This window comes from Streptosporangium sp. NBC_01639, assembly GCF_045209755.1.
GTDB lineage: Bacteria > Actinomycetota > Actinomycetes > Streptosporangiales > Streptosporangiaceae > Streptosporangium.
The window spans coordinates 5,059,812-5,085,229 of record NZ_CP109272.1 but is presented as its reverse complement, the minus strand read 5'-3'; the positions used below and the strand labels follow the sequence as shown (position 1 = coordinate 5,085,229).

Annotated in this window: 24 protein-coding genes; 12 read left to right on the top strand and 12 right to left on the bottom strand. The window is 68.4% G+C overall.

Annotated elements, in window-relative coordinates:
* Positions 1-126 precede the first annotated feature (126 nt).
* Positions 127-828: a S1 family peptidase gene (locus OHA77_RS23245; protein ID WP_406311618.1), complete on the bottom strand. Its 702-nt coding sequence runs from the start codon at positions 826-828 to the stop codon at positions 127-129.
* 233 nt (positions 829-1,061) lie between these two features.
* Complete coding sequence (locus tag OHA77_RS23240; RefSeq protein WP_326826171.1) at positions 1,062-1,619, bottom strand: RNA polymerase sigma factor; 558 nt, start codon at positions 1,617-1,619, stop codon at positions 1,062-1,064.
* Between the two features lie 101 nt (positions 1,620-1,720).
* On the opposite strand from OHA77_RS23240, the gene OHA77_RS23235 reads away from it, so the two are divergent.
* Entirely contained in the window at positions 1,721-3,151 is a 1,431-nt protein-coding gene (locus OHA77_RS23235) for a trehalose-6-phosphate synthase (RefSeq protein WP_406311616.1), read from the top strand.
* 95 nt (positions 3,152-3,246) lie between these two features.
* Here OHA77_RS23235 and otsB read toward each other — a convergent pair whose 3' ends face one another.
* From otsB to tnpA, 3 genes are all read right to left on the bottom strand, one after another.
* Entirely contained in the window at positions 3,247-4,029 is a 783-nt protein-coding gene (gene otsB / locus OHA77_RS23230; protein ID WP_406311615.1) for a trehalose-phosphatase, read from the bottom strand.
* A 98-nt stretch (positions 4,030-4,127) separates the two neighbouring features.
* The gene (locus tag OHA77_RS23225; protein ID WP_406311614.1) at positions 4,128-4,430 is read right to left on the bottom strand and encodes a DUF3263 domain-containing protein; all 303 of its coding nucleotides are present in this window, start codon (positions 4,428-4,430) and stop codon (positions 4,128-4,130) included.
* Between the two features lie 184 nt (positions 4,431-4,614).
* Positions 4,615-5,058 carry an IS200/IS605 family transposase gene (gene tnpA / locus OHA77_RS23220; protein ID WP_406319859.1) on the bottom strand — a complete coding sequence of 148 codons (444 nt, stop codon included), beginning with the start codon at positions 5,056-5,058 and terminating at the stop codon, positions 4,615-4,617.
* A 7-nt stretch (positions 5,059-5,065) separates the two neighbouring features.
* Here tnpA and OHA77_RS23215 point away from each other — a divergent pair, with 7 nt between their 5' ends.
* The 3 genes from OHA77_RS23215 to OHA77_RS23205 all read left to right on the top strand — a co-directional run bounded on the left by OHA77_RS23215 (position 5,066) and on the right by OHA77_RS23205 (position 7,949).
* Positions 5,066-6,211 (top strand): RNA-guided endonuclease InsQ/TnpB family protein, encoded by a 1,146-nt coding sequence (locus tag OHA77_RS23215; RefSeq protein WP_406311613.1) that lies wholly within the window; start codon positions 5,066-5,068, stop codon positions 6,209-6,211.
* 136 nt (positions 6,212-6,347) lie between these two features.
* A complete protein-coding gene (locus OHA77_RS23210) occupies positions 6,348-7,148 on the top strand; it encodes an S-adenosyl-l-methionine hydroxide adenosyltransferase family protein (RefSeq protein ID WP_406311612.1) in 801 nt (266 codons plus the stop codon).
* A 255-nt stretch (positions 7,149-7,403) separates the two neighbouring features.
* Positions 7,404-7,949, top strand: a complete 546-nt coding sequence (locus OHA77_RS23205) for a hypothetical protein (RefSeq protein WP_406311611.1) — start codon at positions 7,404-7,406, stop codon at positions 7,947-7,949.
* Positions 7,950-8,065: 116 nt separating this feature from the next.
* Here the strand turns inward: OHA77_RS23205 and OHA77_RS23200 are convergent, their stop codons facing one another.
* From OHA77_RS23200 to OHA77_RS23180, 5 genes are all read right to left on the bottom strand, one after another.
* Positions 8,066-9,079 (bottom strand): dipeptide ABC transporter ATP-binding protein, encoded by a 1,014-nt coding sequence (locus tag OHA77_RS23200; protein WP_326826177.1) that lies wholly within the window; start codon positions 9,077-9,079, stop codon positions 8,066-8,068.
* The gene (locus tag OHA77_RS23195) at positions 9,063-10,100 is read right to left on the bottom strand and encodes an ABC transporter ATP-binding protein (protein ID WP_406311610.1); all 1,038 of its coding nucleotides are present in this window, start codon (positions 10,098-10,100) and stop codon (positions 9,063-9,065) included. Before OHA77_RS23195 ends, OHA77_RS23200 begins: the two co-directional genes overlap by 17 nt.
* 11 nt (positions 10,101-10,111) lie before the next feature.
* Positions 10,112-11,029, bottom strand: a complete 918-nt coding sequence (locus tag OHA77_RS23190) for an ABC transporter permease (RefSeq protein ID WP_406311609.1) — start codon at positions 11,027-11,029, stop codon at positions 10,112-10,114.
* A complete protein-coding gene (locus tag OHA77_RS23185; RefSeq protein WP_406311608.1) occupies positions 11,022-11,951 on the bottom strand; it encodes an ABC transporter permease in 930 nt (309 codons plus the stop codon). Before OHA77_RS23185 ends, OHA77_RS23190 begins: the two co-directional genes overlap by 8 nt.
* A gap of 120 nt (positions 11,952-12,071) precedes the next feature.
* Entirely contained in the window at positions 12,072-13,709 is a 1,638-nt protein-coding gene (locus tag OHA77_RS23180) for an ABC transporter substrate-binding protein (RefSeq protein WP_406311607.1), read from the bottom strand.
* A 502-nt stretch (positions 13,710-14,211) separates the two neighbouring features.
* On the opposite strand from OHA77_RS23180, the gene OHA77_RS23175 reads away from it, so the two are divergent.
* From OHA77_RS23175 to OHA77_RS23160, 4 genes are all read left to right on the top strand, one after another.
* Positions 14,212-15,153: an ABC transporter permease gene (locus OHA77_RS23175; RefSeq protein WP_326826182.1), complete on the top strand. Its 942-nt coding sequence runs from the start codon at positions 14,212-14,214 to the stop codon at positions 15,151-15,153.
* Complete coding sequence (locus OHA77_RS23170; protein ID WP_326826183.1) at positions 15,146-16,000, top strand: ABC transporter ATP-binding protein; 855 nt, start codon at positions 15,146-15,148, stop codon at positions 15,998-16,000. The genes OHA77_RS23175 and OHA77_RS23170 overlap by 8 nt, the downstream gene beginning before the upstream one ends.
* Positions 16,001-16,080: 80 nt before the next feature.
* Positions 16,081-16,602 (top strand): YbhB/YbcL family Raf kinase inhibitor-like protein, encoded by a 522-nt coding sequence (locus OHA77_RS23165; RefSeq protein WP_406311606.1) that lies wholly within the window; start codon positions 16,081-16,083, stop codon positions 16,600-16,602.
* A 108-nt stretch (positions 16,603-16,710) separates the two neighbouring features.
* Complete coding sequence (locus OHA77_RS23160; RefSeq protein ID WP_326826185.1) at positions 16,711-16,890, top strand: hypothetical protein; 180 nt, start codon at positions 16,711-16,713, stop codon at positions 16,888-16,890.
* Between the two features lie 149 nt (positions 16,891-17,039).
* On the opposite strand, the gene OHA77_RS23155 is transcribed toward OHA77_RS23160, so the two are convergent.
* The gene (locus OHA77_RS23155; RefSeq protein WP_406311605.1) at positions 17,040-18,158 is read right to left on the bottom strand and encodes a hypothetical protein; all 1,119 of its coding nucleotides are present in this window, start codon (positions 18,156-18,158) and stop codon (positions 17,040-17,042) included.
* Between the two features lie 440 nt (positions 18,159-18,598).
* On the bottom strand, positions 18,599-19,957 hold the full coding sequence (locus OHA77_RS23150) for a KamA family radical SAM protein (protein ID WP_406311604.1): 1,359 nt from the start codon (positions 19,955-19,957) through the stop codon (positions 18,599-18,601).
* Positions 19,958-20,130: 173 nt separating this feature from the next.
* Between OHA77_RS23150 and OHA77_RS23145 the strand changes: the two genes are divergently transcribed.
* The 4 genes from OHA77_RS23145 to OHA77_RS23130 all read left to right on the top strand — a co-directional run bounded on the left by OHA77_RS23145 (position 20,131) and on the right by OHA77_RS23130 (position 25,315).
* Complete coding sequence (locus OHA77_RS23145) at positions 20,131-20,727, top strand: DUF1707 domain-containing protein (RefSeq protein ID WP_326826188.1); 597 nt, start codon at positions 20,131-20,133, stop codon at positions 20,725-20,727.
* A gap of 99 nt (positions 20,728-20,826) precedes the next feature.
* A complete protein-coding gene (gene plsX, locus OHA77_RS23140) occupies positions 20,827-21,846 on the top strand; it encodes a phosphate acyltransferase PlsX (protein ID WP_326826939.1) in 1,020 nt (339 codons plus the stop codon).
* A gap of 242 nt (positions 21,847-22,088) precedes the next feature.
* Positions 22,089-23,843 carry an arginine--tRNA ligase gene (gene argS, locus OHA77_RS23135; protein WP_406311603.1) on the top strand — a complete coding sequence of 585 codons (1,755 nt, stop codon included), beginning with the start codon at positions 22,089-22,091 and terminating at the stop codon, positions 23,841-23,843.
* A gap of 143 nt (positions 23,844-23,986) precedes the next feature.
* The gene (locus tag OHA77_RS23130) at positions 23,987-25,315 is read left to right on the top strand and encodes a hypothetical protein (RefSeq protein WP_406311602.1); all 1,329 of its coding nucleotides are present in this window, start codon (positions 23,987-23,989) and stop codon (positions 25,313-25,315) included.
* Positions 25,316-25,418 lie beyond the last annotated feature (103 nt).

Here is a 25,418-nt window from a genome sequence, read left to right as displayed (position 1 = left end):
CGATTTCCAGCCGAACCGCGGCTTGGGCGTCCAGGTGGAATTCACCGCAACCCAGGCGAAGTCATTACCCGGAAGGTCGGCGCCCGGAAATTCCCCTGAGCGGCCCGATCGGCGCCCGCGGTGGCTCTACCTGCCCACCGCAGTGGCCGGCGGCGATGAAGCCGTTCCGGACCCCTTGAGCGCGGAGAAGCCGACCGGGCAACTGGACGCGGTGCCGGCATGGCAGGCGTCGCCACTCATCGGGGCGGCGACGGGCTGGGGTAGTTCGTTGGAGAAGATCACCCGCACCACAGCCATATCCACACCGGCGGCCTTGAGGATGTTCACTATCGCTGCGACTCTCGAGGAGAGGACGACGACAACGTTGCCCTGCGCGTCGACGTAGCGCACGCTCGCTATGTTCGGGTGATTGGAGAGGACCGCGTCGACTCTCGCCCTGACCGCGTTGAGCTGTTTCAGCGACCGTTTGACCAGTAGGGGCCGTGCCCCCGCAGCAGTGATCCGGGGAAGGTCGGCAGGGCTGGTGGTGGCCACCACAAGAGTCTGGGCAACCGTTCCCACAAACCAGGAACCGCCGAAGCGGTCACCGATTTTCTTCCGGAGCTCCGCTTCGACAGCGGTCAGGCGGGCCTCGTTACGCAGCCGGGCCAGTGCCTGCTCCCTGGTGAGATGGAGATCGCGCTGGAGCGCCTCCACCAACTCCGGCGGCGGATCCCAGACAGCCGCAGCGCCTGCCGCCGGGAATGGGGCGACGGCCGGAGCGACCGCCAGGGCAAGGGCGATGGTCGCCAGAACGCGCCACGTGACGGCGGCATGTCTGCGGGGCATCGGCCTCTCCTCGACCTCGGCTTTCCCACCAAGAAGGGGGAGATCGCCCCGTACCAATAGTTGATCATGCGATACGGGCAACGCCACCTTAATTCAGCGTCGTCGGGCAAGCCTGCACGCCACGCGGGTGACGGTGTCGAACAGGGTCCCCCAGAGCACCGGATGTCCGCGCGGCGTCCGCTGACGCGCTTCAACCTCCGCGAAGGAGCATCGCGACGTTGTCGGGCCCGAGGTCAGAAGCCGTAGGCGTCGCCCAGCGCGGCCTGGACGTATTTGCGCGCCTGGTGGATGCGGGACTTGGCGGTGCCGAGCGGGATGCCGAGCTGCTCGGCCACCTCGTTGTAGTCGAGCTGGCAGATGTCGCGCAGCACCAGCGCCTGGGCCAGCTCGGGCTTGTCGGCCTCCAGCGCCTCCATCGCGTCGAGCAGGTCCAGCCGGGAACCGGCGATCACACTCACCCGGGCGGCGTCGGGCTTCTGCATGGGAAGCTCATCGGAGGTCTGCTCGGCGGCGCGCCGCTTCAGCGAGCGGTAGGTGGTCCGGGCGCAGTTGGCGGTCACGATGTGCAGCCACGTGGTGAAACGGGCACGACCCTCGAAGCGGCCGATGTTGCGGGCCACCGCCAGCAACGTGTCCTGGCACGCCTCCTCGGCATCCTGCCGGTAGGGAAGGATCCGTCCACAATGTCGGAGGACATCCGGCTCTATCCGCCGGAGCAGCTCGCCCAGCGCGCGGTGATCGCCCTGGGCGGCCACCCGGGCCAGTTCCTCGGTCGTCTCGTCCAGCGCCATCACGGGCCCCCATCAGCTGTCACAGTCGTTGAACATCCTATGGTCGAGGGTCGTTTTTGGTTAATGTTCGAGGCAAGCACGTCCCAAGGCGAGGGGAACCCATGAACGCCGTCCTGGTGGCCTCCAACCGAGGCCCCGTCTCCTTCACCCTCTCCGAAGACGGTTCGCTGAGCATGCGCAGGGGAGGCGGCGGGCTGGTGTCGGGCCTGGCCGAGGTGGCCAAGGACCTCGACATGCTCTGGGTCTGCGCCGCGCTGTCCGACGGCGACCGCAGTGCCGTACGGCTGACGTCCGGTGGCCGGCTCGACCACTCCGGCTACGACACCGGAGCGGTGCGGATGCTCGACATTCCTCCGACGATCTTTCACCGGGCCTACAACGCGGTTGCGAACTCCACCCTCTGGTTCGTCAACCACCTCCTCTACGACACTCCCAACAGCCCGCAGTTCGACGCCAGGTTCCGCCGCGAGTGGGAGTCCTACCGGGCCTACAACGAGGCGTTCGCGATGGCGCTGGCCGAGGAGGCCGCGCACGGGGCGAAGGTGATGGTGCAGGACTACCACCTGGCCCTCGTTCCGGCCATGCTGCGGAGCGAGCGGCCCGACCTGCGGGTGGCCCACTTCTCGCACACCCCGTGGGCGCCGCCGGAGTATTTCCACCTGCTCCCCGACGACGTCGGCTCCGAGCTGCTCGAAGGCATCCTGGGCGCCGACCACGCGGGGTTCCTGACCGCGCGCTGGGCCGGGGCGTTCATGGACTGCTGCGAGGCGCTGCTCGGCGCGGAGATCGACCGGGTGGGCCGCACGGTCACGCACGCGGGGCGGACCACCCACATCGGCGTGCACAGCCTCGGCGTGGACGGCGAGGCGCTCTGCGCGCGGGCCTCCGAACCCGATGTCGAGTCGCACATGGCCGCCCTGCGCGACCAGGTCGGCGACCGCAGGCTGATCGTGCGGATCGACCGGACCGAGCTGTCCAAGAACATCGTCCGGGGCCTGACCGCCTACCGGGAGTTCCTGGCGGCCCACCCCGAGTGGCACGGCAGGGTCGTGCACCTCGCCTTCGCCTACCCCTCCCGGCACGACCTGCCCGAATACCGCGAGTACACCGCGGCGGTGCAGCGCTGCGCCAAAGAGATCGAGGACGAGTACGCCACCGAGGACTGGGCTCCGGTGATCCTCAACGTGAACGACGACTATCCGCGCTCGCTGGCCGCCTACCGGCTGGCCGACGTGCTGCTGGTCAACCCGATCCGCGACGGCATGAACCTGGTGGCCAAGGAGGGACCCATCCTGTCGCCGCGCAGCGCGCTGGTCCTGTCCCGCGAGGCGGGAGCCGCCGCCGAGCTGGGCGAACACGCGCTCATGGTCAACCCCTACGATGTCTCCGCGACGGCCGCCGCCCTCTACCAGGCGCTGGTCATGCCCGAGGAGGAGCGTGCCCGCAGGGGCGTCCTGCTGGCGGCCGCCGCCACGGCGCTCCCCCCACGACGCTGGTTCTCCGACCAGCTCGCCGCCCTCGGCGACCCCTGACCGCCGTGGACACGTTTCCCCCGAGCTTCCAGCCGCTCAGCACACCTTGAGCCCTGGCCGCGCCCTGTGCCGCCTCGGAGCCCCCGGCGAGACCTTCAGTCTCCGGCGGCCCGGCGTTCGATCGCGTCGGCGATCGAACCGAGCAGCTCCATCACCCCCGCAGGGCCGTCCACCACGATGTCGGCCGCCACGGAGATCTCGGCCGACCCGCTGAACACCGTCACGCCGGGCAGCCCGGACGCCCGGACCGCCACGAAGGCCGCCAGATCCCCCAGGTCGTCTCCGGCGAACAGCACCGATCGTGCCGCCCGCTCGCGCAGGAAGGCGCTGAGCGCCACGCCCTTGTCCATCCCGGGCGGCCGCAGCTCCAGCACGAACTTGCCCGGCTCGACGGTCAGGCCGGCCTCGGCCGCCAGCTTGGCGACCGGCTCACGCAGTGCCTCCAGGGTGGCCTGCGGTTCGGCGGCCTGCCGGGTGTGCACGGCCACCGCCCGTTCCTTGTCCTCGATCCTGACCCCGTCGACCGTGGAGGCCAACCGGTCCAGCTCGGCGCGGACCCGGTCCAGCTCCGGGTGGACGGGCGGCGCGGTGAGCGTGCCCGCCGCCCAGCGTTCGAGGCCGTAGTGGCCCAGCACGACCAGGCCCGGCACGGCGGCCAGCGAGCCGTACTCGACGGCGGTGCCGGCCGGCCGGCCGGTGATGACGACGATGGCGCCGACCAGTCCGCCGAGCCTGGACAGCACCGCGGGACCGTCCGGATGGATCCTGGCGGACGCGGGATCGGACACGATCGGGGAGAGCGTGCCGTCGAAGTCGAGCCCGATCACCGCCCCGGCGGGATCGTCCAGGATCGCTCGCAGTCCATCGGGAGTGTTCATGGTGGCTCGGCCCCTCCTCGGCTCACCGGGCCCACTCCCCCTATGGGTACGGCCCGGCCGCTTGTCTGACTGGCCGTACCCGGAGACCGGGGACGCAATCAGGGACGCGAGCCCTTCCGGCGGGCGGCGCGGGCCCGGCGGCGGGTCTCGCGGAGCCGTCGCAGGCGCTTGACCAGCATCGGATCGTGGGCGAGCGCCTCGGGTCTGTCGATGAGCTCGCTGAGCAGCTGGTAGTAGCGGGTCGCCGAGATGTCGAAGGTCTCGCGTACCGCCTGTTCCTTGGCGCCCGCGTGGCGCCACCACCGGCGCTCGAAGGCGAGCAACTTCCGCTCCTCGTCCGTCAGTGCCCGTCCGGCCGGCTCCTGACCGGCGCCGTCGTCCGGAGTCGGCCCGGTGTCCATCGTCGTCCTCCTCGGTCGGGAACGGAGTGATCACACCCCGTGCACACGGCCCGCTGCCAGGATAGTCGGGAATTTCAGCGGAATCTGGTATGGGACCCCAGGCGGTTACGCTCCGGGGGAAACGGCGGCGTGGGAGGGCCTCCAGGTCCGAGTGGTGCTGTGGCGGCCGGTTCGTGTGAGCGGATCAGTCCGGTCGTTTCTGGTTTTCGATGTACTCCTCGACGATCGACGGTGGGGTGCCGCCGCAGGAGGCGGCCAAGCAGGACGGGGACCACACGTGCCCGCCTTGCGGGTATTGACGCACATGCGGGCCGAACTCTTTGCCAAGGAGCCGGGCCGAGACGCCCTTGAGGGAGTTGATCAGGACCGGCAGGGCCACGTCGGGCGGGTAGCGGACCGGCAGGTGCACATGATCGTGGTCGCCGTTGAACTCGACCAGGACGGCGCCGAAGTCGTCGCATACCTCGATCGTGATGGCTTCACAGCGGTGCAGCATCTCGTCGGTGAACACGTTCCGCCCGTCTCTAGGGGTGAAGGCCACATGGGCGTGCAGGCAGTGGACGACGGTGCGGCCCCTGCGGACATCAGGATCGGGTTCCCAGCGCGGTGACCTGGACCGAGCGTTAATGTGTTCGATGGTGAAACTGGTGGTGCAGGTGAAGCTCCTGCCGACGCCCGAGCAGGCGACGGCGCTGGAGGCGACCCTGCGGGCGGTCAACGCGGCCGCCTGCCAGGTCTCCCGCCACGCCCACGCACAGCGCACGTTTCGCAACTACGACCTGCGCAAGCACACCTACACGCAGATCAAGGACAGCTACGGGCTGGCCGCCCAGGCCGCGCAGCACGTCATCAAGAAGGTCGCCGACGCCTACGCCGCCCTGCATGCCAATATCCGAGCCGGGAACCTGGGCACGGCGGGCTCTGGGCGCCGGGCACGGGCCGAGTCCACGCCGATCGCCTTCCGCGCCGACGCCGCTCAGCCGTTCGACGACCGCTGCCTGTCCTGGCAGCTCGACGCGCGGACGGTGTCGATCTGGTCGATGGCCGGGAGACTGAAGAACCTGAGGTTCACCGCGTCCGCCGACCAGCTCACGACCCTGGCGGCGCACCGCAGGGGCGAGTCCGATCTGGCCTACCGGGACGGCATGTGGTTCCTGATCGCGACCTGCGACGTCCCCGACGTCGATGTCACCGAACCGGACGCCTTCCTCGGGGTGGATCTGGGCATCACGAACATCGCCACCACCAGCGACGGCAAGCGGTACTGCGGTAAGCACCTGAACGCGGTCCGGCACCGCAATCGCGAGCTGCGCCGCCGCTTGCAGGCCCAGCGCACCAAGTCCGCCAAGCGGTTGCTCAAGCGGCGCCGTCGCAAAGAGGCGCGGTTCGCCGCTAACACCAATCATGTCATCGCCAAGCAGATCGTGACCGAGGCAGAACGCACCGGCTCCGGTATCGCCCTGGAAGACCTCCAGGGCATCCGGGACCGGGTACGGCTTCGCAAGCCCCAGCGGGTCACGCTGCATTCCTGGAGCTTCCACCAGCTGGGTGGCTTCCTGGGCTACAAGGCGGCCCGGGCCGGGGTCGCCGTCATCTACGTCGATCCGGCTTTCACCTCCCAGCAGTGCTCCTCGTGTGGGCAGGTGGACCGCAGGAACCGGCTCGATCAAGCCTCTTTCTCGTGTACGTCGTGCGGCTTCGCTGAGCACGCCGACGTCAACGCAGCCCGCAACATCGCCGCACGCGGCGAGACGGGCTGGGCAGTGAGTCACGCTGCCTGACGCGGACCAGACCGTCGAAGCCATCGACGGCGAGGAGCTGCAAGCTCGGCCGTTCACTGCCGAGAAGCTGACGCCGTTTACGACGCTCGCCCTTCCTGCTGTTCATGTGGGAAACGGGGACGTACAGTCACGAGATGTGACCTCTGTCATCACTCTTCTCACTGACTACGGCCTGGAGGACGGCTACGTCGCCGCCTGTCACGGCGTGATCCTCTCGATCTCGCCGGAGTCGAGGATCGTCGACGTGTGCCATCTGGTCCCCTCCGGTGACGTACGGCGTGCCGCGGCGATCCTGACGCAGACGATCCCCTACCTCCCGCCCGGCGTGCACATCGCCGTGGTGGACCCCGGAGGCGGCTCGCGCCGGCCGGTGGCGATCGACGCGGGCAAGCACGTGTTCCTCGGCCCGGACAACGGCGTGCTGTCGTGGGCGGCCCACGCCTGTGGCGCGGAGAGGGCCTACGGGCTGGCCAACGAGGAGCTCTTCCGGAAGCCGGTGTCGCCCACCTTCCACGGACGCGACATCTTCGCGTCGGTCGCGGCGCATCTGGCGGTCGGGCGCGGCCTGACCGAGCTGGGACCGGAGATCCCGTTGGAGCGGCTGGTCTCGCTCCCCACGCCGACCTCGCTGGTGCGCGAGGGGATGGTGGAGGGCGAGGTGCTGTCGGTGGACCGGCACGGCAACACCCAGCTGTCGGTCGGTGCGAGCGATCTGGCCACCCTCGGGGTACGGCCGGGCGCCACCCTGGTGGTCTGGCTGGGCAGGAGGCAGATCTCGGTGCCGTTCCGGGAGACGTTCGCCGCGGTGCCCCCCGGTGACATGGTCGCCTTCGCGGACTCGGCGGGGCTGGTCTCGCTGGCGGTCAACTCCGGCGACGCCTCCCAGCGCCTGGGGCTCCCACCTGGAGCCCATGTGCGGTTGTCCCTCGCTCCCTGACCTCAGGTCTCCGGGCTGACCTGCGATGACATGCCCGGACCCGAGCGCGCCGGGCGCCCACAGCACAGATCGGACCGGCGGTCAACCAAAGTTCGCCCTGCTCTTGAGGTGCGATCATTACCGTTGACCGACCATTCCGACACCACTTTGAGGCATGTCGATGGATAGTCTCACTCCCGTTACTTTCAGTAGCCACGCAAAAACGGACAGTTTCCGTTCAGGAATTAGCGTGGTTTCCTTTCGGGGGGAAAACAAATGATTCGTCGTCTTCTCATCACCTCTGCGTGCGTCGGCATCGCCATCGTCGCACCGGCCGCCGCCGCGTCGGCAGCCACGTCCGCGACCTCGTCGAAGGCCGCCTGCTGCGGCGGCGGCGTCATCGGAGCTCCCACGGCCGTCGTCGTTCCCACCACCGTCGTCTCCAGCGCCTACTGCGCACCGACCGCCGTCGTCAACTCCGGCGTCTACGCCTCCGGTGTCTGCGGCGGCGGCGTCTACAGCGGCGGCGTCTACGGTGGCGGCGTGTACAGCGGCGGCATCGGCGGCGTCTACGGCGCCAACTGCTACGGCGGCGGCGTCTACGGTGGCGGCGTCTACGCCGCCGGCTACCGTCGCGGCTTCGGCGGCGGCTTCGGCGGCGGCTTCGGCGGCGGCATCGGCGGCGGCGGTGGCAACGGCTTCATCGGCAACGGCAACATCGTCAGCGGCGGCAGCGGCTTCGGCCACGGCGTCGGCATCGGCGGCCTCGTCGGCATCGGCGGCATCAACGCCAACGTCCTCGGCAGCCAGATCGGCGGGTAACCGTACCGATAGCAGGTAGCCGGTAGCGGTAAGCAGAGAGGGTGCCGCCTCCCCGTTTCACCTGGGGAGGCGGCACCCTCGCGCCTTTTCCGGCCCGCTGTCGTTCTCGGCCTCTCCTAGACGTGCACCACGTCGTGGGTCTCGGCGAAGTGGCAGGCGCTCGCGTGCTCGGTGCCCGGCCGGATCTCCAGCAGCGGCTCCTGCTCGGCGCAGATGTCCTGCGCCTTCCAGCACCTGGTACGGAAGCGGCACCCGGACGGCGGGTTCGCCGGAGAGGGCGGATCCCCCTGGAGGATGATCCGCTCGCGCCGCTCCCTGCCGTCCGGGTCGGGCACCGGCACCGCCGACAGCAGCGCCTGGGTGTACGGATGGGCCGGACGGTCGTAGATCTCGGTGTCCTTGCCGAGCTCGACCATCTTGCCCAGATACATCACTCCGACCCGGTCGGAGATGTGGCGGACCACCGACAGGTCGTGGGCGATGAAGATGTAGGCGAGGCCGAACTCGTCCTGCAGCCGCTCCAGCAGGTTGATGACCTGGGCCTGGATCGACACGTCGAGCGCGGACACCGGCTCGTCGCAGACGATGATCTCGGGCTGGAGCGCCAGGCCCCGGGCGATGCCGATGCGCTGCCGCTGGCCGCCGGAGAACTGGTGCGGGTAGCGGTTGATGTGGTCGGGGTTGAGGCCCACGACCTCCAGCAGTTCCTGCACCTTGCCGCGGCGGTCCCCCTTGGGGGCGACCTCATGGTGGATCTCGTACGGCTCGCCGATGATGTCGCCCACGGTCATCCGGGGGTTCAGCGAGGTGTACGGGTCCTGCATGACCATCTGGATGTTGCGCCGGACCCGCTTGAGCTCGGCGCCCCTGGCCTGGGCGATCTCCCGGCCGTTGATCTTCACTGAGCCGGAGGTCGGCCGTTCCAGCGCCATCAGGACCTTGGCCAGCGTGGACTTGCCGCAGCCGGACTCGCCCACGATGCCGAGCGTCTCACCGCGCCGCAGGTCGAACGAGACCCCGTCCACGGCCTTGATCGCACCGATCTGCTTCTTCATGACGATGCCCTGGCTCAGCGGGAAGTGCTTGACCAGGTCGCGGACCTCAAGGATCGGCTCACCCGTGGCTGCCATCGAGGACCTCCCTCCAGTAGTGGCATGCACTGCTGCGCGTCGGGCCGATCTCGTGGAGAGGCGGCGCGTCGGTGGCGCAGTCGTCCTGACGGTAGGGGCAGCGGGGGTGGAAAGCACAGCCCGAGGGCATCGCCAGCAGGTTCGGCGGCATGCCCTTGATGGCGTACAGCTCCTGGCCCTTCTGGTCGACCCGGGGGATCGACTCCAGCAGCCCCTTGGTGTACGGATGGGCCGGCGCCCGGTAGATGTCGTGCACGAGGGCGTTCTCCACGATCCGCCCGCCGTACATGACTGCGATCTTGTCGGCGACGTCGGCGACCACACCGAGGTCGTGGGTGATGAGGATCAGGCCCATGTTGCTCTCGCGCTGCAGTTCGGCGAGGAGCTCCATGATCTGGGCCTGCACCGTCACGTCGAGCGCGGTGGTCGGCTCGTCGGCGATCAGCACCTCCGGGTCGAGCGCGATCGACATCGCGATCATGATGCGCTGGCGCATGCCACCGGAGAACTGGTGGGGGTAGTCGTGCACCCGCTCTCTGGCGCCGGGGATGCGGACCCGGTCCATCAGCTCGACGGCCTTCTTCTCCGCCTCGCGCCGGGAGACTCCCCGGTGCACCCGGAACATCTCGCCGATCTGCGACCCCACGGTGAACACCGGGTTCAGCGCGGAGAGCGCGTCCTGGAAGATCATCGCGATCCGCTGGCCGCGGACCTGGGACCGGGCCTCCTCGGTCAGTTTGAGCAGGTCCGTACCTCGGAAGCGGATCTCGCCCCGGGGGACGCGGGCCGGCGGCATGTCGAGAATGCCCATGATCGCCTGCGCGGTCACCGACTTGCCGGAGCCCGACTCACCGAGCACCGCGAGCGTCTCGCCGGGGTTGAGCGAGTAGCTGACCCCGTTGACCGCCTTGACGACGCCCTGTCTGGTGACGAACTCCACATGCAGGTCGTCGACGGCGAGCAGTGGCTCGTCGTCCAGGGTTCCCCGGGCCGGCAGCACCGATGTTGACGTCTTCTTCACAGATCCCTTCCCTACCGCAGCTTCGGGTCGAGGGCGTCGCGGACCGCGTCGCCCAGCATGATGAAGGCCAGCACGGTCAGGCTCAGGAACAGTGCCGGGAAGAGCAGCGGCGCCGGAGCCTCCAGGAAGCGCTCACGGGCATCGGCGATCATGAGTCCCCAGGAGATGTCCGGAGAGCGCAGGCCCACGCCGAGGAACGACAGGCCGGCCTCGGCGGCGATGAAGGTCCCCAGGTTGATCGTGGCGACCACGATCACGGGCGCGAGCGCGTTCGGCAGGATGTGCCGGAACATGATCCGGGGTGCGGAGGCGCCGAGCGCCCGGGCCGCGAGCACGTAGTCCTGGCCCTTGGCGGTGATCACCGCGGCCCGCATGATGCGGAAGGTCATCGGCCAGGCCAGTACGGCCAGCGCCAGCATGACGGTCCAGATGTTGCCGGTGCGGAAGACGGCCAGGATGAGCAGGGCGCCGAGGACCGACGGGATCGCGAAGAAGATCTCGGTGATCCGGGAGAACACGGTGTCCACCGCGCCGCCCTTGAACCCCGCGACGAGACCGAGCAGGCCGCCGACCACCGCGGTGACGACGGTGGTCGTCAGCCCGACCAGGATCGAGTTGCGGGCACCGTAGACCGTGCGGGCGTAGACGTCGCAGCCGAGGTTGTCGGTGCCGAACCAGTGGGCGCCGCTCATTCCCGTGCGGGCGTCGGCGAGCCGGCAGTTCGCGGCGACGGAGGGATCCACCGAGGTGAAGAGCCAGGGAAGCGCCGCCATGACGAGAAAGACCCCGATGAGCACGGCGGAGCCGATGAAGAGCGGGCGGCGGCGCAGGTCGTGCCAGGCGTCGCCCCACAGGCTCGCGGCCTTCTCGGGCCTGGCCCTCCTGCCGTGCCTGGCCCGCCCGGCGGGCGAGGCGAGGGTGTCACTCATAGCGGATCCTCGGGTCGAGCACGGCGTAGAGCAGGTCGACGACCAGGTTCGCCAGGATATATATCAGCACAAGCACGGTCACGATGCCGACGACCACGGACTGCTCGCGCGAGGAGACCGAGCTGAACAGCTGCTGGCCGATGCCCGGCAGGTTGAAGATCGTCTCAATGATCACCGCACCGCCCATCAGCGTGCCGAGGTCGGCGCCCAGATAGGTGATCAGCGGGATCAGCGCGTTGCGCAGCGCGTGCCGGCCGACGACCCTGCGCCGGGGCAGGCCCTTGGCCACCGCGGTACGGATGTAGTCGGCACGCAGGGTCTCCACGAGACTGGTCCGGGTGAGCCGGGTGAGATAGGCGATCGACACCCCGGCGAGCACGAAGCCGGGCAGCAGGTAGCTGCGCCAGCCCTCGGCCACCCCCGCCACGGGGAAGAAGTCGACGCCCAGCTTCACTCCCAGGAGCAACTGGAGCACGAAGCCGGTGACCAGCGTGGGCACGGAGATCAGCACCAGCGTGGCCGCCAGGACCAGCGAGTCCTGGACCTTGCCGTGCCGCAGCGCCGCGTAGAGGCCGAGGCCGACTCCGATGACCGCCTCCATGACCAGCGCCGTCAGGGCCAGGTTGAGGGTCACCTGGAACTTGCCGGCCATGAGGTCGGTGACCGGGACCCCGGCGTAGGTGGTGCCGAGGTCGCCACCGAACAGGCCCGTGAGGTAGTACCAGTACTGCACCAGGAACGGGTCGTTCAGGTGGTACTGCTCCCGCATGATGGCCACGAGGTTGGGGTCCATCCGCTTCTCGCCCATCAGCGCCGCGATGGGATCGCCGGGCAGCGCGAAGACGATGGCGTAGATGAGCAGGGTCGCGCCCAGCAGAACAGGTATCGCCTGGATAAGGCGCCTGATGATGTATCGGCTCATGCAAGCCTCCCGTACATGCCCTGGGAGCAGCCCCGCGCAACCGGTGGGGGTGTGCGGTGCGGGGGCCGCCCGAGGCGGTTCATGGGGCCGGGCGGCATGCGCTCGGCCCGCAGCCGTCCGTCAGGCGACCTTCTCGACCTTGGTCCACTCGACCTGGTTGAGGAGGTTGATCTTAACGCCCTTGACATGCTGGGAGAAGGCCGCGTTGATCCGGTAGAAGTACACCGGGACATAGGGCATCTCCTTGATCAGGAGGTCGTCGGCCTGCTGGTAGAACTGCAGACCGTCCTTCTGCGTCTTGGCGGCGTCGCCCTTCGCCAGGAGACCGTCGAACTCCTTGTTCGACCAGCCGGCGTAGTTGGAACCGGTCTTGATCGCGATGGTGGAGAAGACCGGGGTCAGGTAGTTCTCCGCGGACGGGTAGTCGATCGCCCAGCCCATGCGGAACATGCCGCCGTAGGTCTTGTCGTCGAGCTCGTCGAGGATCGAGGCGAACTTCTCGAACGGCTTCACCGAGACCTGGACGTCGAGGTTGGCGCGGAGGTTGTTGGCGACGGCCTCGATCCACTCCTTGTGCGGACCGTCGGAGTTGTAGCCCAGCTCCAGCGTCTTCGGGCCGCCTGCTTCGGCGTACTGCGCCTTGGCCTTGGCGGGGTCGTAGGTGCAGACCGCGCAGGCACCCTGGCGGTAGCCGTCGAGCAGCGGGTTGATGAAGTCGTCGGCCGGGGCGCGGGTGCCCGAGAAGACCGTGTCGGCGATCGTCTTGCGGTCGATGGCCATGGAGATGGCCTCACGGATCCTGATGTCCGAGTAGATCTTGTTGTACTGCAGGGGGAAGCCGATGTAGCCGACACCGGCGTCCGCCTGGTCGATGTAGCGCTCACCGAGCTCGGCCTTGGCGCTGGCGACCGCCGACGGGGGCAGCGAGTCGTGGATGTCCAGGTTGCCCGCGCGCAGGTCGTTGAACGCCGTCTCGGCGCTCGTGTAGAGCTTGAACTGCAGCTTGTCGAACTTCGGCTTCTCTCCGGGGAACTTGTCGTACCGGGTCAGGTCGATCGTCTGGGAGGTGCCCTTGTTGTAGGGCGCGTCCATCTTGAAGTAGCCCTGCCCGATCGGCTGCTTGGCGTACGCCTCGGTGACCTTCCCGTCGTCACCGAAGGCGGCCTTGGGCAGCGGGTAGAACGCCGTGTAGCCCAGCATGGTCTTGAACTGCGAGAACGGCTCGGTCAGGGTGACCTTGAAGGTGGTGTCGTCGACGACCTTCAGGCCCTTCATCTCCTTGGTGGAGACGGTCTTGCCCTCGCCCGGGTTCAGGTCGGCCCAGCCCTCGATGCGGCTGAAGAAGCCGTTGGCGCCCTGGACGTTGTCCTGGTTGGCGGAGTAGTTCCACGCGTCGACGTAGTTCTGCGCGGTCAGCGCCGTGCCGGCGCTGTCCTGCCAGGTGTAGCCCGGCTTGAGTTCGATCGTCCAGACCTTGTTGTCGGTCGACTTGATCGACTCGGCGACGTCGTTGACGACCTGCTTGTTCTCGTCGTATCTCACCAGCGGAGCGAAGACGGCACCCAACACCTCGGCGCCCTCGGACTCGGTGGTGTCCCCGGGATAGAAGAGTTTCTGCGGCTCACCGAGCTCCATGCGCACGGGCTGGCCGGCCGCCGCCGTCCCTCCGTCCGTGGAACTCTCGCCGCCGCACGCGGCCAGCCCGAGAGCGAGCAGTGCGGTGCCGGCGATGATCCGTGCGCTGTTGGTAACGCGCATTGTGGTAATTCCTCCCTTTACAGGTGGACGTCGCCAATAAAATTCCCGAACCTGGACAGCCAAGGGAGGAGGTCGCGGTCCCCAGCCTCACCGTCCCGGCCAAGGTGCCGACGCCACACCAGTCGGACGCGACTATCCCGCACCGCTCCACATCGAAACGTCTCCGTGATGTTGCGGTTCGGTCACGCATGTGCCGGTCAGGCGCAGTACGTCTACCAACTCGGCCGCCCCAATCCCCCAGAAGGGCAACAAGCGGACATAGAGGTCTATGTAGGGCGTGAACGGTCACGTCAAAATACCCTTCCACCTGCGGTGCTCGCGTCCTGTTGCCCACAGATGGCTCTCACCTGGGCTAATGTTGACCCGGGCGCGGCAGGACCGGAGGTTCGCTGACGGACCACACAATTGCCCTGGAACCTCTTCTGTGGAGATCCCGTCCAATGTGTGCGGCGGAGCACCGCCGGAGGCACTTCAACCACTCGCATCCAATAGAGTCCTTGCCATGAGCCAGCCGGAATCCGCGATCGCGGACGCCCAGGCGGGCGGCCCGAATAACGGCACCCCAGACAAGGGGCAAGAGCCGCTGGCCAAGCTCGCCGAGCGTTACGGACTTCGGCGTGCCATCGCACGCCCCAGTCTGCCCGTCTACCTGCGCCAGCTGTGGGAACGACGGCACTTCGTCATGACCTACGCCACCTCGCGCAACGTCTCGAAGTACAGCAACTCGGCAATGGGCCAGCTCTGGCAGGTCCTGACCCCGCTGCTCAACGCGGCCATCTACTTCCTGATGTTCGGCCTGATCCTCGGCGCGAGCAAGGGCATCGAGCACTATCCCGCGTTCCTCATCACCGGGATGTTCGTCTTCACCTACACCCAGCGCTCGGTGAGCAGCGGCGCCAAGGCGATCTCCGGCAACCTGTCGATGATCCGCGCGCTGCACTTCCCCCGCGCGGCGCTCCCGCTCGCCTACACGATCCAGGAGTTCCAGCAGCTCCTGATCTCGATGGGCGTGCTGGCCGTGCTGGTGCTGGTCATCGGCGAGCCGATCACCTGGTTCTGGCTGCTGGTCCCGGTCGCCCTGCTGCTGCAGACGATGTTCAACATCGGCGCCAGCCTGGTGCTGGCCCGCGTCGGCGCCACCGCCCGCGACCTGAACCAGCTCCTGCCGTTCATCACGCGCACCTGGCTCTACGCCTCCGGCGTCTTCTTCTCGATCCAGGACAAGATCGTCGTACAGGCCCACCTGCCCCAGTGGGTCGCCGACCTCATGTATGCCAATCCCGCCGCCGCCTACATCGAGCTGATGCGCGATCTGCTCATGCAGTCGCATGACGTGCAGCCATCGACGTGGGTTTGGTCTGTCTGCATATTCTGGGCAGTGTTCGCCCTGATCGGCGGCTTCTGGTACTTCTGGCGAGCCGAGGAGAAGTACGGCCGTGGCTGAGTTGACCGAGGAGCTGCCCCAAGTGAAGGCTGAGGAACCCGGCGTCCCGAGCACGGACGTCAGGGTGCACCCCAACCCGGACCCCGTCGGCGACAGCCGTACGGGCACTCCGACGGTCATCGTGGACGACCTGCACATCATCTACCGCGTATACGGCGCGGCCACCGAGGCCGAGAAGGGCAACGCGGTCAACGCCCTCATGCGCCTGGTCAAGCGCCAGGGCCGGCCGCAGATGAAGGAGGTCCACGCCGTCCGCGGCGTCTCCTTCGTGGCTCAGCACGGTGACGCCATCGGTGTCATCGGCCGCAACGGCTCCGGCAAGTCCACCCTGCTGCGCGCCATCGCCGGGCTCCTGCCGCCGCACTCGGGCGCGGTCTACACCGACGGTCAGCCCTCCCTGCTCGGCGTCAACGCCGCGCTGATGCGCGAGCTCACCGGCGAGCGCAACATCGTGCTCGGCTGCTACGCGATGGGCATGAACCCCAAGCAGGTGAAGGAGAAGTACGAGGAGATCGTCGACTTCTCCGGCATCGGCGAGTTCGTGCAGTTCCCCATGTCCACCTACTCCTCCGGCATGGGCGCCCGCCTCCGCTTCGCCATCGCCTCGGCCAAGGCCCACGACGTGCTCCTCATCGACGAGGCACTGGCGACCGGCGACCGCGACTTCAAGCGCAAAAGCCAGGAGCGGATCAAGAAGATGCGCGACGAGGCCGGCACGGTCTTCCTGGTCGCGCACAACCTCGACGTGATCGAGGAGACCTGCAACCGGGTGATCTGGCTGCACAAGGGCAAGATCAAAATGGACGGCGACCCGAAAACGGTGATCGCCGCCTACAACAACGTCTGAGGCGGCGAGCCGACGCCAGAACGAGCGGCGGCGGGGCAGGATGGGAGCGACCGACAAGCCGTTCCCATTGGAGATGAACCGTGTCCCCACGGCCACCGATTCCCTACGACTTCCTGCCCCAGGTTCCGGCGCTGACCGTCGAGAGCGACGACGTCCGTGACGGCGAGACCATGTCCGAGACCCAGGTGTTCGACGGCTGGGGAGCCACCGGGCAGAACGTCTCCCCGCACCTGCGCTGGTCGGGGGCGCCCGAGGGCACCCTCGGCTACGCGGTGACGTGCTACGACCCCGACGCCCCCACCGGCAGCGGATTCTGGCACTGGCTGCTGTTCGACATCCCCGCCGACGTGACCGAGCTGCCCGCCGGAGCAGGTGGCGCCGACTCCCGTTTCGGCGTGCACGGCCGCAACGACTACAGCATCAACGCCTACGGGGGCGCCGCCCCGCCGCCCGGCTGGCCGCACCGCTATCTCTTCGCCGTGCACGCCCTCGACGTGGAGAAGCTCGATGTGAGCGCCGACACCCCGCCGGCCGTGGTGGGCTTCAACATCACCGCCCACACCCTGGCCCGCGGATACATCGCCCCGGTGTACGAAACCTGAGGCACATGGGGCGATCTGTGGCTTGGGGGCCCACAGCGGCAATCCGCTGACACCGTGATCGGCGTTCCGCTATGATTCGAACGTTGTTTCGATTCGAAAGAAGCCGTCATGGAGTGGGGGCGCGCGATGCGAGAGCTGTCGACGGCGATCGACCACCTGGCCACCGAGGACCCGTCCGAGATTCCCCGCCTCCAGCTGGTCGAGCAGCTCATCGAGCTGCACTGGCAGATGGCCAGACTTCAGGCTCAGATCGCCCGGCGCACCTCCGTGCGGAGACCTGGCCTCTGACAGACAGAAGAGACCGGCCGGTGCGCACCGGCCGGTCTCTTCTGCCGCGAATACCCGGCGTCACGGCGAATATCCCATCTCACCGAGGCTCCGCGCCTCCGCGTCGCCGCGACCGTCCGCCGTCACGGCGATTCTCCGCCTTGCCGTGATTACTCGGCGGCGATCTTGGTGATGCTCATGGCGACATCCGCGGCCGGAGCAGCAGCCTCGGCGGCCGGAGCGGCGGCCTCGGCGATCGGGGCAACCTCAGCGATCGGGGCAACGGCCTCAGCAGCCGGGGCGGCCTCGGCGGCCGGAGCAGCCTCCGCCGGAGCAACTTCAGCGGTCGGGGCGGCGGCCTCAGTCACCGGGGCGACCTCAGCGGCCGGAGCGGCGGCCTCAGCCGGAGCAACCTCGGCGGTCGGAGCGGCCTCGGCAGGGGTGGCAGCCTCGGCAGCCGGAGCAGCCTCAGCAGCAGGGGCGGCCTCGGCGATCGGAGCATCGGCCTCAGCGACCGGGGCAACCTCAGCGATCGGGGCAACCTCAGCGGTCGGAGCATCGGCCTCAGCAGCCGGGGCGGCCTCGGCGGCCGGAGCAGCCTCCGCCGGAGCAGCCTCCGCCGGAGCAACCTCAGCGATCGGAGCGGCGGCCTCAGTCACCGGAGCAACCTCAGCGGTCGGAGCGGCCTCAGCAGGGGTGGCAGCCTCGGCAGCCGGAGCAACCTCAGCAGCAGGGGCGGCCTCGGCGGTCGGGGCAGCATCCTCAGCCACCGGAGCGGCCTCGGTAGCCGGAGCGACCTCAACGGCCGGGGTCAGGACGCCCGTCAGAGGGGCGAGGGCGTCGGGCTGCGGGATGACCTGGTCCGCCGCGGTGTCGACGCTCTGCGTGATCGTGGTGGTCAGGCTGCTGACATCACCGGTGGGGTCCTGGGGGGCCTCAGGAGCCTCGGGCAGCAGAGCGTCCTGGGCGGGGACGTCGGCGGCGGGGGTCACCGGGGCGTCAGCCGTAGGAACCACCGGGGTGTCGGACGTCGGGGCGACGAGGGCGGGATCGTCGCGCAGGCTGCTCAGCAGTTGACGGCCGAACATCGAACCGGTCTGCATGCCCTGGCCGCCCTGCAGGAGCGTCACGTCGTAGACGTCGAGCACCCCACCGGTGAGCTCTCCGATCGGACCGCTCCCGTTCTGGGAGTCGAAGATGTCGTACGTCTCCGCCTGCGCGGGAGCAGAGACCGCCGCCGCGAGACCGAACGCCGCTACGGCCACGGCCGACTTGATGACTCGCTTCATGATTGCCTCCAGCTTGTAGTCGGCCCACTTGATTTCTTGGAAGGTCAGAAAAAAGCAGGCCTGGGACCTTTTTTACCGGCAGGCGCGGTTGAGATGGCTGCACGGAAAGCACCGGCCGGAAACTGCATCGGCATTTGTATCACCGTTCCGAGCAGTGCCCGGGCTGGCAACCGGTGATCGAATTGGCGGTGCGGGCCAAGTCTGGAGCCCCAACAAGACTGCGCCGGGCGGGTCATGAGACCGCCCGGCGCAGCAGATAAATCTGGAAATAGTCCTATGAGGAATGACGATCCAGCGAGCCTTATGCCGCAAAGCCGTGACGGCTGTGAGCACATCCCGGCGATTCTTGAGACGGAAAACCGGAAAAGAAGCGGGAAAGAGAATCCCCGGTCCGGGACATCAGATTTTCCGGTTGCGAGATGCCCGCTTGACCCGACGGATCAGGCGGACAGTCGCTGGGAGGCCATCGCCGTCTCGAAGGGGACGAACGGTTCGGAGGTCGCCGGGGGATCGAAGGGGAAGCGGTCGGCGAACGCCGGCCGCAGATCGGTGAGCCACACCGCCTGGGGGTCGTAGCGCGCGAAGAAGGGGCGGCCGACCAGTTCGGAGTCGCGTGCCTGGATGAGGTGGAGCACGAAGACCTTCTGTCCGGCGATCTCCGCGACGCCGTCCACGCACACCTTGCCGGGAGTGGCCGACATGGAGGGGCCCCGCACCGTGCGGCACAGCCCCGATACGCCCGCGTAGGCGTCCCTGAAGATCTCGTAGGCCCGGGCGAGGGGGACCGCGAAGTAGTCCTGGGGCCCGGTGTCCCTCTCGACGAACATGTAGTAGGGCACCATGCCCATGGTGAGTTGCCTGCGCCACATGTCCGACCAGATCGCGGGATCGTCGTTGATGGACCTGATCAGCGGCGCCTGGGTCCGGATCACCGCACCGGTGGCGAGGATCCCGGCCACAGCGGCCTCGGCGATGGGGGATTCCATCTCCCTCGGGTGGGAGAAGTGCGCCATGAAGGCCAGGTTCTTACCCGCGTCCACCACGGAGGCGAACAGGCGCAACGTGTCGTTCGCGTCAGGGTCGGAGACGAACCGCTGCGGCCAGTAGGCCAGTGACTTGGTGCCGATGCGGATGGACTCGATCTGCTCCAACTCGAGCAGCGGCTCCAGGTAACGGCGGAGCACGGACTCGCTCATGATCATGGGATCGCCGCCGGTGAACAGCACGCTGGTCACCTGGGGGTGGTTCTTCAGATAGCCGACGAGGTTGTCGACGTCGTCGGAGGCGAACTTCAGGTCGGGCTCTCCGATGAACTGCGCCCACCGGAAGCAGTAGGTGCAGTAGGCGTGACAGGTCTGCCCCTGTTTGGGGAAGAAGAGAACGGTCTCGGCATACTTGTGCTGCATGCCGGGCATCGGCTCCGCGCCGACACGGGGGACGTTGAGGTCGAGCTGACCGGCGGGGTGCGGGTTGAGCCGCATCCTGATCTCGTGTGCCGCCGACTGAATCTGCGCGTTCGGAGCACCCGTGCTCAGAAGACCTGCGAGTCTGGTGACGTCCGCCTCGGGCAGCATGTCCGCCTGAGGGAAGACCAGACGATATATGGGGTCATCAGGTATGGCCGACCAGTCGATGAGCTGGTCCACCACGTACGCGTTGGTGCGGAAGGGCAGCACGGTCGCCACCGCTCTGATCCGGAGCCGCTCGTCGTCTCCGAGGCCGCCCCGTCGCAGCAGGTCGTCGAGATGCTTGGCACCGTAAGCCCGAAACCCGCGCGTAGAGCCTTCCTTCAAGATCACTAAGCCTTTCCTCCGTTTTTTGTCGGTCTTCGTGTAAACCTCTCAAGCCGGTCGCGCGTCTGTTGCGCTTATATACCGGACGTAATCACACCCATGACCGGTTCCACTTCACAGGAAGTTCGCAGGTAAAGTTAATATCGCGATATATCTCGTTTAGTCGTACAATCCATGTCATGACCCCTGCCGACCTCCCGCTGCCGAGCCGCTACGCACCGGCCCTGCGTGCGTCCGACGCCGACCGTGACCGCGTGGCGTCCGTGCTGGCCGAAGCCCTCGCCACCGGCCGACTGACCAGCCTCGAACACGCCGACCGGCTGCAGGCGACGTACGACTCCGTGACCGTGGACCAGTTGGCCCCGATCACCGCCGACCTTCCCGACGTCACCGTCACCGGGAACGGGCCCGCCACCGTCCGCCAGGAGGTCAGCGCCGTCTTCAGCAAGGTGGTCCGGGGCGGACGGTGGATCGCCGGACGTCACACCACACTGAACGCCACGTTCGGCGCGTTGATCGTCGACCTGTCCGACGCGGTTCTCCCCGGCCGTGAGATCACCCTTGAGGTCAACTCCTACTGCGGCAAGCTGATCGTCAGGGTGCCCGGGAACGCCCATGTCATCGACGAGGTCGGCGCGCTGTTCGCCAAGAGACACATCTCCGGCGGTCTCGGTGACGAAAGCGGCCCCGTCATCCGGGTCATCGGCCGGGTCACCTTCGGAAAGGTCGTCGTCGCGCGGGAGAGAAGCGACTGGAATCTCCCCGACAAGCCCTGATCGACCCGGGTGCCCCACCTACCGCCCGCCCCACCTACGATGCGGACAAACCATCCCGCACGAGGTGACCGCTTGCCTGACACCGACATTCCCAGCCCCATGCCGGCCTCTCTGCCGATCGCCCTGGACGCGATGGGCGGAGACCACGCCCCCGAGGAGATCGTGGCGGGAGCCGTACAGGCGGTGCGGGAACACGGAATCCCCGTCGTCCTCGTGGGTGAGCCCCGCCCCCTGATGGAGGCGCTCTCCCTGCACGACGCGCTCACCGAAATCCCGATCATCCGGGCCGAGGAGGCCCTGGCCATGGACGAGGGCGCCCTCGCCAGTCTCCGCCGTCCGCGCTCCAGCATCGCCATCGCCTGCCACCTCGTACGGCGCGGCGACGCCTCGGCCGTGGTGTCCGCCGGATCCACCGCCGGGATCGTGGCCACCGGCAAGCTCCGGCTCCGCAGCCAGAACGGAGTGCTCCGGCCTGCGCTCACCGTCGCCCTGCCGACCCGCCCCACCCCCACCGTCCTGCTGGACGCGGGAGCGAACGCCGAGGTGAAACCGGAGATGCTGGTGCAGTTCGCACATCTCGGCGCGGCCTACGCGGAGACCGTCCTGGAGATCGAGGATCCCGGGATCGGCCTGCTGACCATCGGCAGCGAACCCGAGAAGGGCAACAAGCTCGTGAAGCGGGCCCACGAACTGCTGTCGGCCGCCCCCGGCCTGAGGTTCGCCGGCAACGTCGAGGGACACGATCTGCTCACCGGGGCCGTGGACGTCATCGTCGCCGACGGCTTCACCGGCAATGTGGCCCTCAAGACCATGGAGGGCAGCGTCCGCTACGCCTTCGCCGAACTCCGCGAGACCATCAACGAGAGCCGCGCGGCCCGGCTGGGCGGACTGCTGCAGAGGAAACGCCTCAGAGATCTCAGCCGGCGGCTGGATCCCGAGGTCCACGGCGGAGCCGTACTGCTCGGCCTGAACGGCACCGTGGTCATCGCCCATGGCTCCTCCCAGGCCAAAGGGGTGAGCGCCGCCTGCGTCCTGGCCGCCAGACTGGCCCGGCAGGGCGTGGTCGCCCGCATCGGCGAGCGTCTCGGCGCCGCCCACCGGCCACACCGCCTCTGGTGACCCTCCATAGGAGATGAGGAGACCCACACGAGACTCCGGAGGACGCGTGGAGCAGTCGGCGGAGCGGGAGCAGGCCACTGAGGCGACGGCACGGAGCCGGCCCCTGCGGAGGTCACCGAACAGGCGACACGGGGCCGACCATGATTTCGCCGATCTGCGCGTGGCTCTGACGGTCGTTTCACGATCGTCCGATCACACGACAATTCGCCGGGTCAGGAGCGGCCAACCGATATCCTTGGGTTATGACCGACCCGCAGCTCGCACTGACCGAGCGCGTCCAGCAGGCGCTGGCCGCCGCCTTCGGTGCGGAGTTCTCCGACGCAGACCCGCTGATCCGTCCCTCGCAGTTCGCCGACTACCAGGCGAACGTGGCGATGAGCCTGAGCAAGCGACTGCGCCGAGCCCCGCGGGAGGTCGCCCAGGAGATCGCCGCCCACCTCACCGGGGAGGCCGCGGGCGCACCCGGTGAGCCCTTCCCCGGCACGGTCGAGGTCAGCGGTCCGGGCTTCCTGAACCTCACGCTCTCCGACGCGTGGATCGCCGCCCAGGCCGCCGAGGTCCTGGCCGACCCGCGCAGCGGCGTCGCCCTGTCCGACTCGCCGCAGACCATCGTCGTCGACTACTCCGCGCCCAACGCGGCCAAGGAGATGCACGTCGGCCATCTGCGCACGACCATCGTCGGCGACGCCCTGGTCCGGGTCCACGAGCACCTCGGCAACAGGGTCATCCGGCAGAACCACCTGGGTGACTGGGGCACCCCGTTCGGCATGCTCATCGAGCACCTGCTGGACATCGGCGAGCCGGCCGCCGTCGCCCAACTCGAAGCCGGCGAGGGCAACGCCTACTACCAGGCCGCCCGGGCGAAGTTCGACAGCGACCCGGAGTTCAACAGCCGCGCCCGCGCACGGGTGGTGACGCTCCAGGCCGAGGAGCCGGAGACCATGCGCCTGTGGCACATCTTCATGGACGCCACGGTCCGCTACTTCAACAAGGTCTACGCCCAGCTCGGCGTGGGGCTGACCGACGACGACATCGCCGGCGAGAGCATGTACAACCACATGCTCGCCCAGGTCTGCGACGAGCTGCAGGAGCGCGGGATCGCCGTCGTCAGCGAAGGGGCTCTCTGCGTCTTCCCTCCCGGCTACACCGGCCGCGAGGGCCAGCCGCTCCCCTTCATGATCCGCAAGAGCGACGGCGGGTACGGCTACGCCACCACCGACATGGCCACCATCCGCTACCGGGTCCAGGACCTGAAAGCCGACCGGATCCTCTACGTCATCGGGGCGACCCAGGCCCTGCACATGTCGATGCTGTTCGACTCCGCCAGGATGGCCGGCTGGCTGCCCGACCACGTCAGCGCCGAGCACGTCCAGATCGGCAGCGTGCTGGGCAGCGACGGCAAGATGTTCAAAACCCGGAGCGGTGAGTCGATCAAGCTGCTGGACCTCCTCGACGAGGCCGAGTCGCGGGCCGCCGGGGTGATCCGCGACAGTGACTACGACGAGGCCGAGCGCGTGGAGATCGCCCACGCCGTCGGCATGGGCGCGGTCAAGTACGCCGACCTGTCCGTCAGCCACGACAGCGAGTACGTCTTCGACTTCGACCGCATGCTCGCCCTGACCGGCAACACCGGCCCCTACCTGCAGTACGCCCAGGCCCGCATCCGCTCCATCTTCCGCAGGGGCGGGGTCATCCCCGCCGAGGCGACCGGCCCGATCGTCCTCGGTCATCCGGCCGAGCGCGCCCTGGCCCTGCAACTCCTCGGGTTCGCCCGGGCGGTGGAGGAGATGGCGGAGGGGTCGATGCCGCACAAGCTCGCCGCCTATCTCTTCGACACCGCGAGCGCCTTCACCACGTTCTTCGAGAACTGTCCCGTTCTGAAGGACGACGTCGACCCGGCCACACGCGCCTCCCGGCTCGCCCTGTGCGGGCTCACCCTGCGTGTGATGGAGACCGGCCTGGGTCTGCTCGGCGTCCCGGTCCCCGAACGCATGTGAGCTATCTACCGGATGATCGCCTTGATTCACCAAATCGAGGTGATCATCCGGCAAAGTTAGGTTCGGCGCGCCTCCCGGCGGGCATGACCGAGGCGCACTACGCTGACGCGGTCACCGGTCACAACTTCGGAGAGTTCTCTGCCTTGAGCACCGACCTGACCGCGAGCCAGTACATCGGGACGGAGTTGCACCGCTACGCCGAAGCACTCCTGGCCGGCCTGGCCGCCGACGAGTCCCCCTCCACGGCGCCCCCGGATCTCTCGGACGTGACCGACTACTGGCTGGCTCCGGCAGTCGAGGCCCTTGAGCTGGTCATGCGCGGTGAAGACGCGCTGGAGCCCCTCGGCCGTGCCGCCCAGCTCGACGAGCAGCGGACCGCCCTCTTCCTCTGTCTCGCCCTTGCGGTCTCGGGTCAGGGCGAGGCCATCCACGCCTCATGGCTGGGCATCGCCTTCGGCGAGCTGACCGCGGATCGGCCGGTGACCCACGGGCAGCGGGCACTCTGGCTCGCCGCCGCCAGAGGGGCGTACGGCCCCGCCGGAAAGATCTTCGTACTCCGCAAGCTCGACTCGGTTGCCGCGCAGACGGAGGTCGGCCCCGACCGTTGGCTGAGCGCGTTGATCCCGCATGAGCCGGTGCTGGTCATCCCACCTTCGCTGGTCGACTTCCCCGAGCTCGCCGAGCTTCCCGAGCTGGCCGAGCCCGTCCAGGCGGCCGACCAGCTGTCTCGCCTGCTCGGCCGCTGCGTCGAGATCACCTCGGTGCGGGAGGGGACCGGCGGGAAGATCGCCAACCATGCGGGCAAGCCGGCCAGCGTGTGGATCGAAGGCGAGCCGCTGACGGTGCTGCGCCATCTGATCGGCTCCGGGGGGCCCGAAGGCCCCATGAACGCGCTCACCGGCTACCTGCTCACCGACCTGCATCCGGGTTCCGACCCCCACCTCGCCGGCATCGCGCTGCACATGGCCGCGCCTGCCGTACGTGCCGCCGCGGAGAACCTCGCACGGGCCACCGAGGTCGACCCGCCGGAGTCCGTCACCATGCCGCTGCTCGGGCACCGAGTGGTGCTCCGCCCCGAAGGCCCGGACCCCGAGTCCATGGCGGCGGCCGAAGAGCACATCTCCGTCGAAGGTGTGCCCGTCCGCGGCCGCCCCTGGCTCGCCTACGGGCTGCTCGCCCTCGGTATGGTGACGCTGGTGGTCGCGCTCGTCACCCCGATGACGCTGCCACTCGCGGTGCTCGCACTGGTCCTGGCTGCGGCGGGAGGCTACCGGCTCTGGCAACGGCGCAGAGACGAACGGGCGGACGCCGAATACGTCACCGCGCAACTGGCCGAGCTGCGGGAGTTGGCCGATGGCGCCGTGTGGGCCCTGCACGAATACGCTCGCGAGAGCGAGAAGCGCACCCAGACCGCGGCCTCCGATCTGGCCGAACTGATCCGGTTGCTACGCAGAGGCCCCCGCGCCAGATAGCCGGGGGCCGATGAAACCGCGGGGTGCGGGGTCGCAGGACTGCGGGCTGCGGAGTCTCGGGACCACGGGGTTGCGGGACCACGGAGTCGCAGGACCGCAGGGC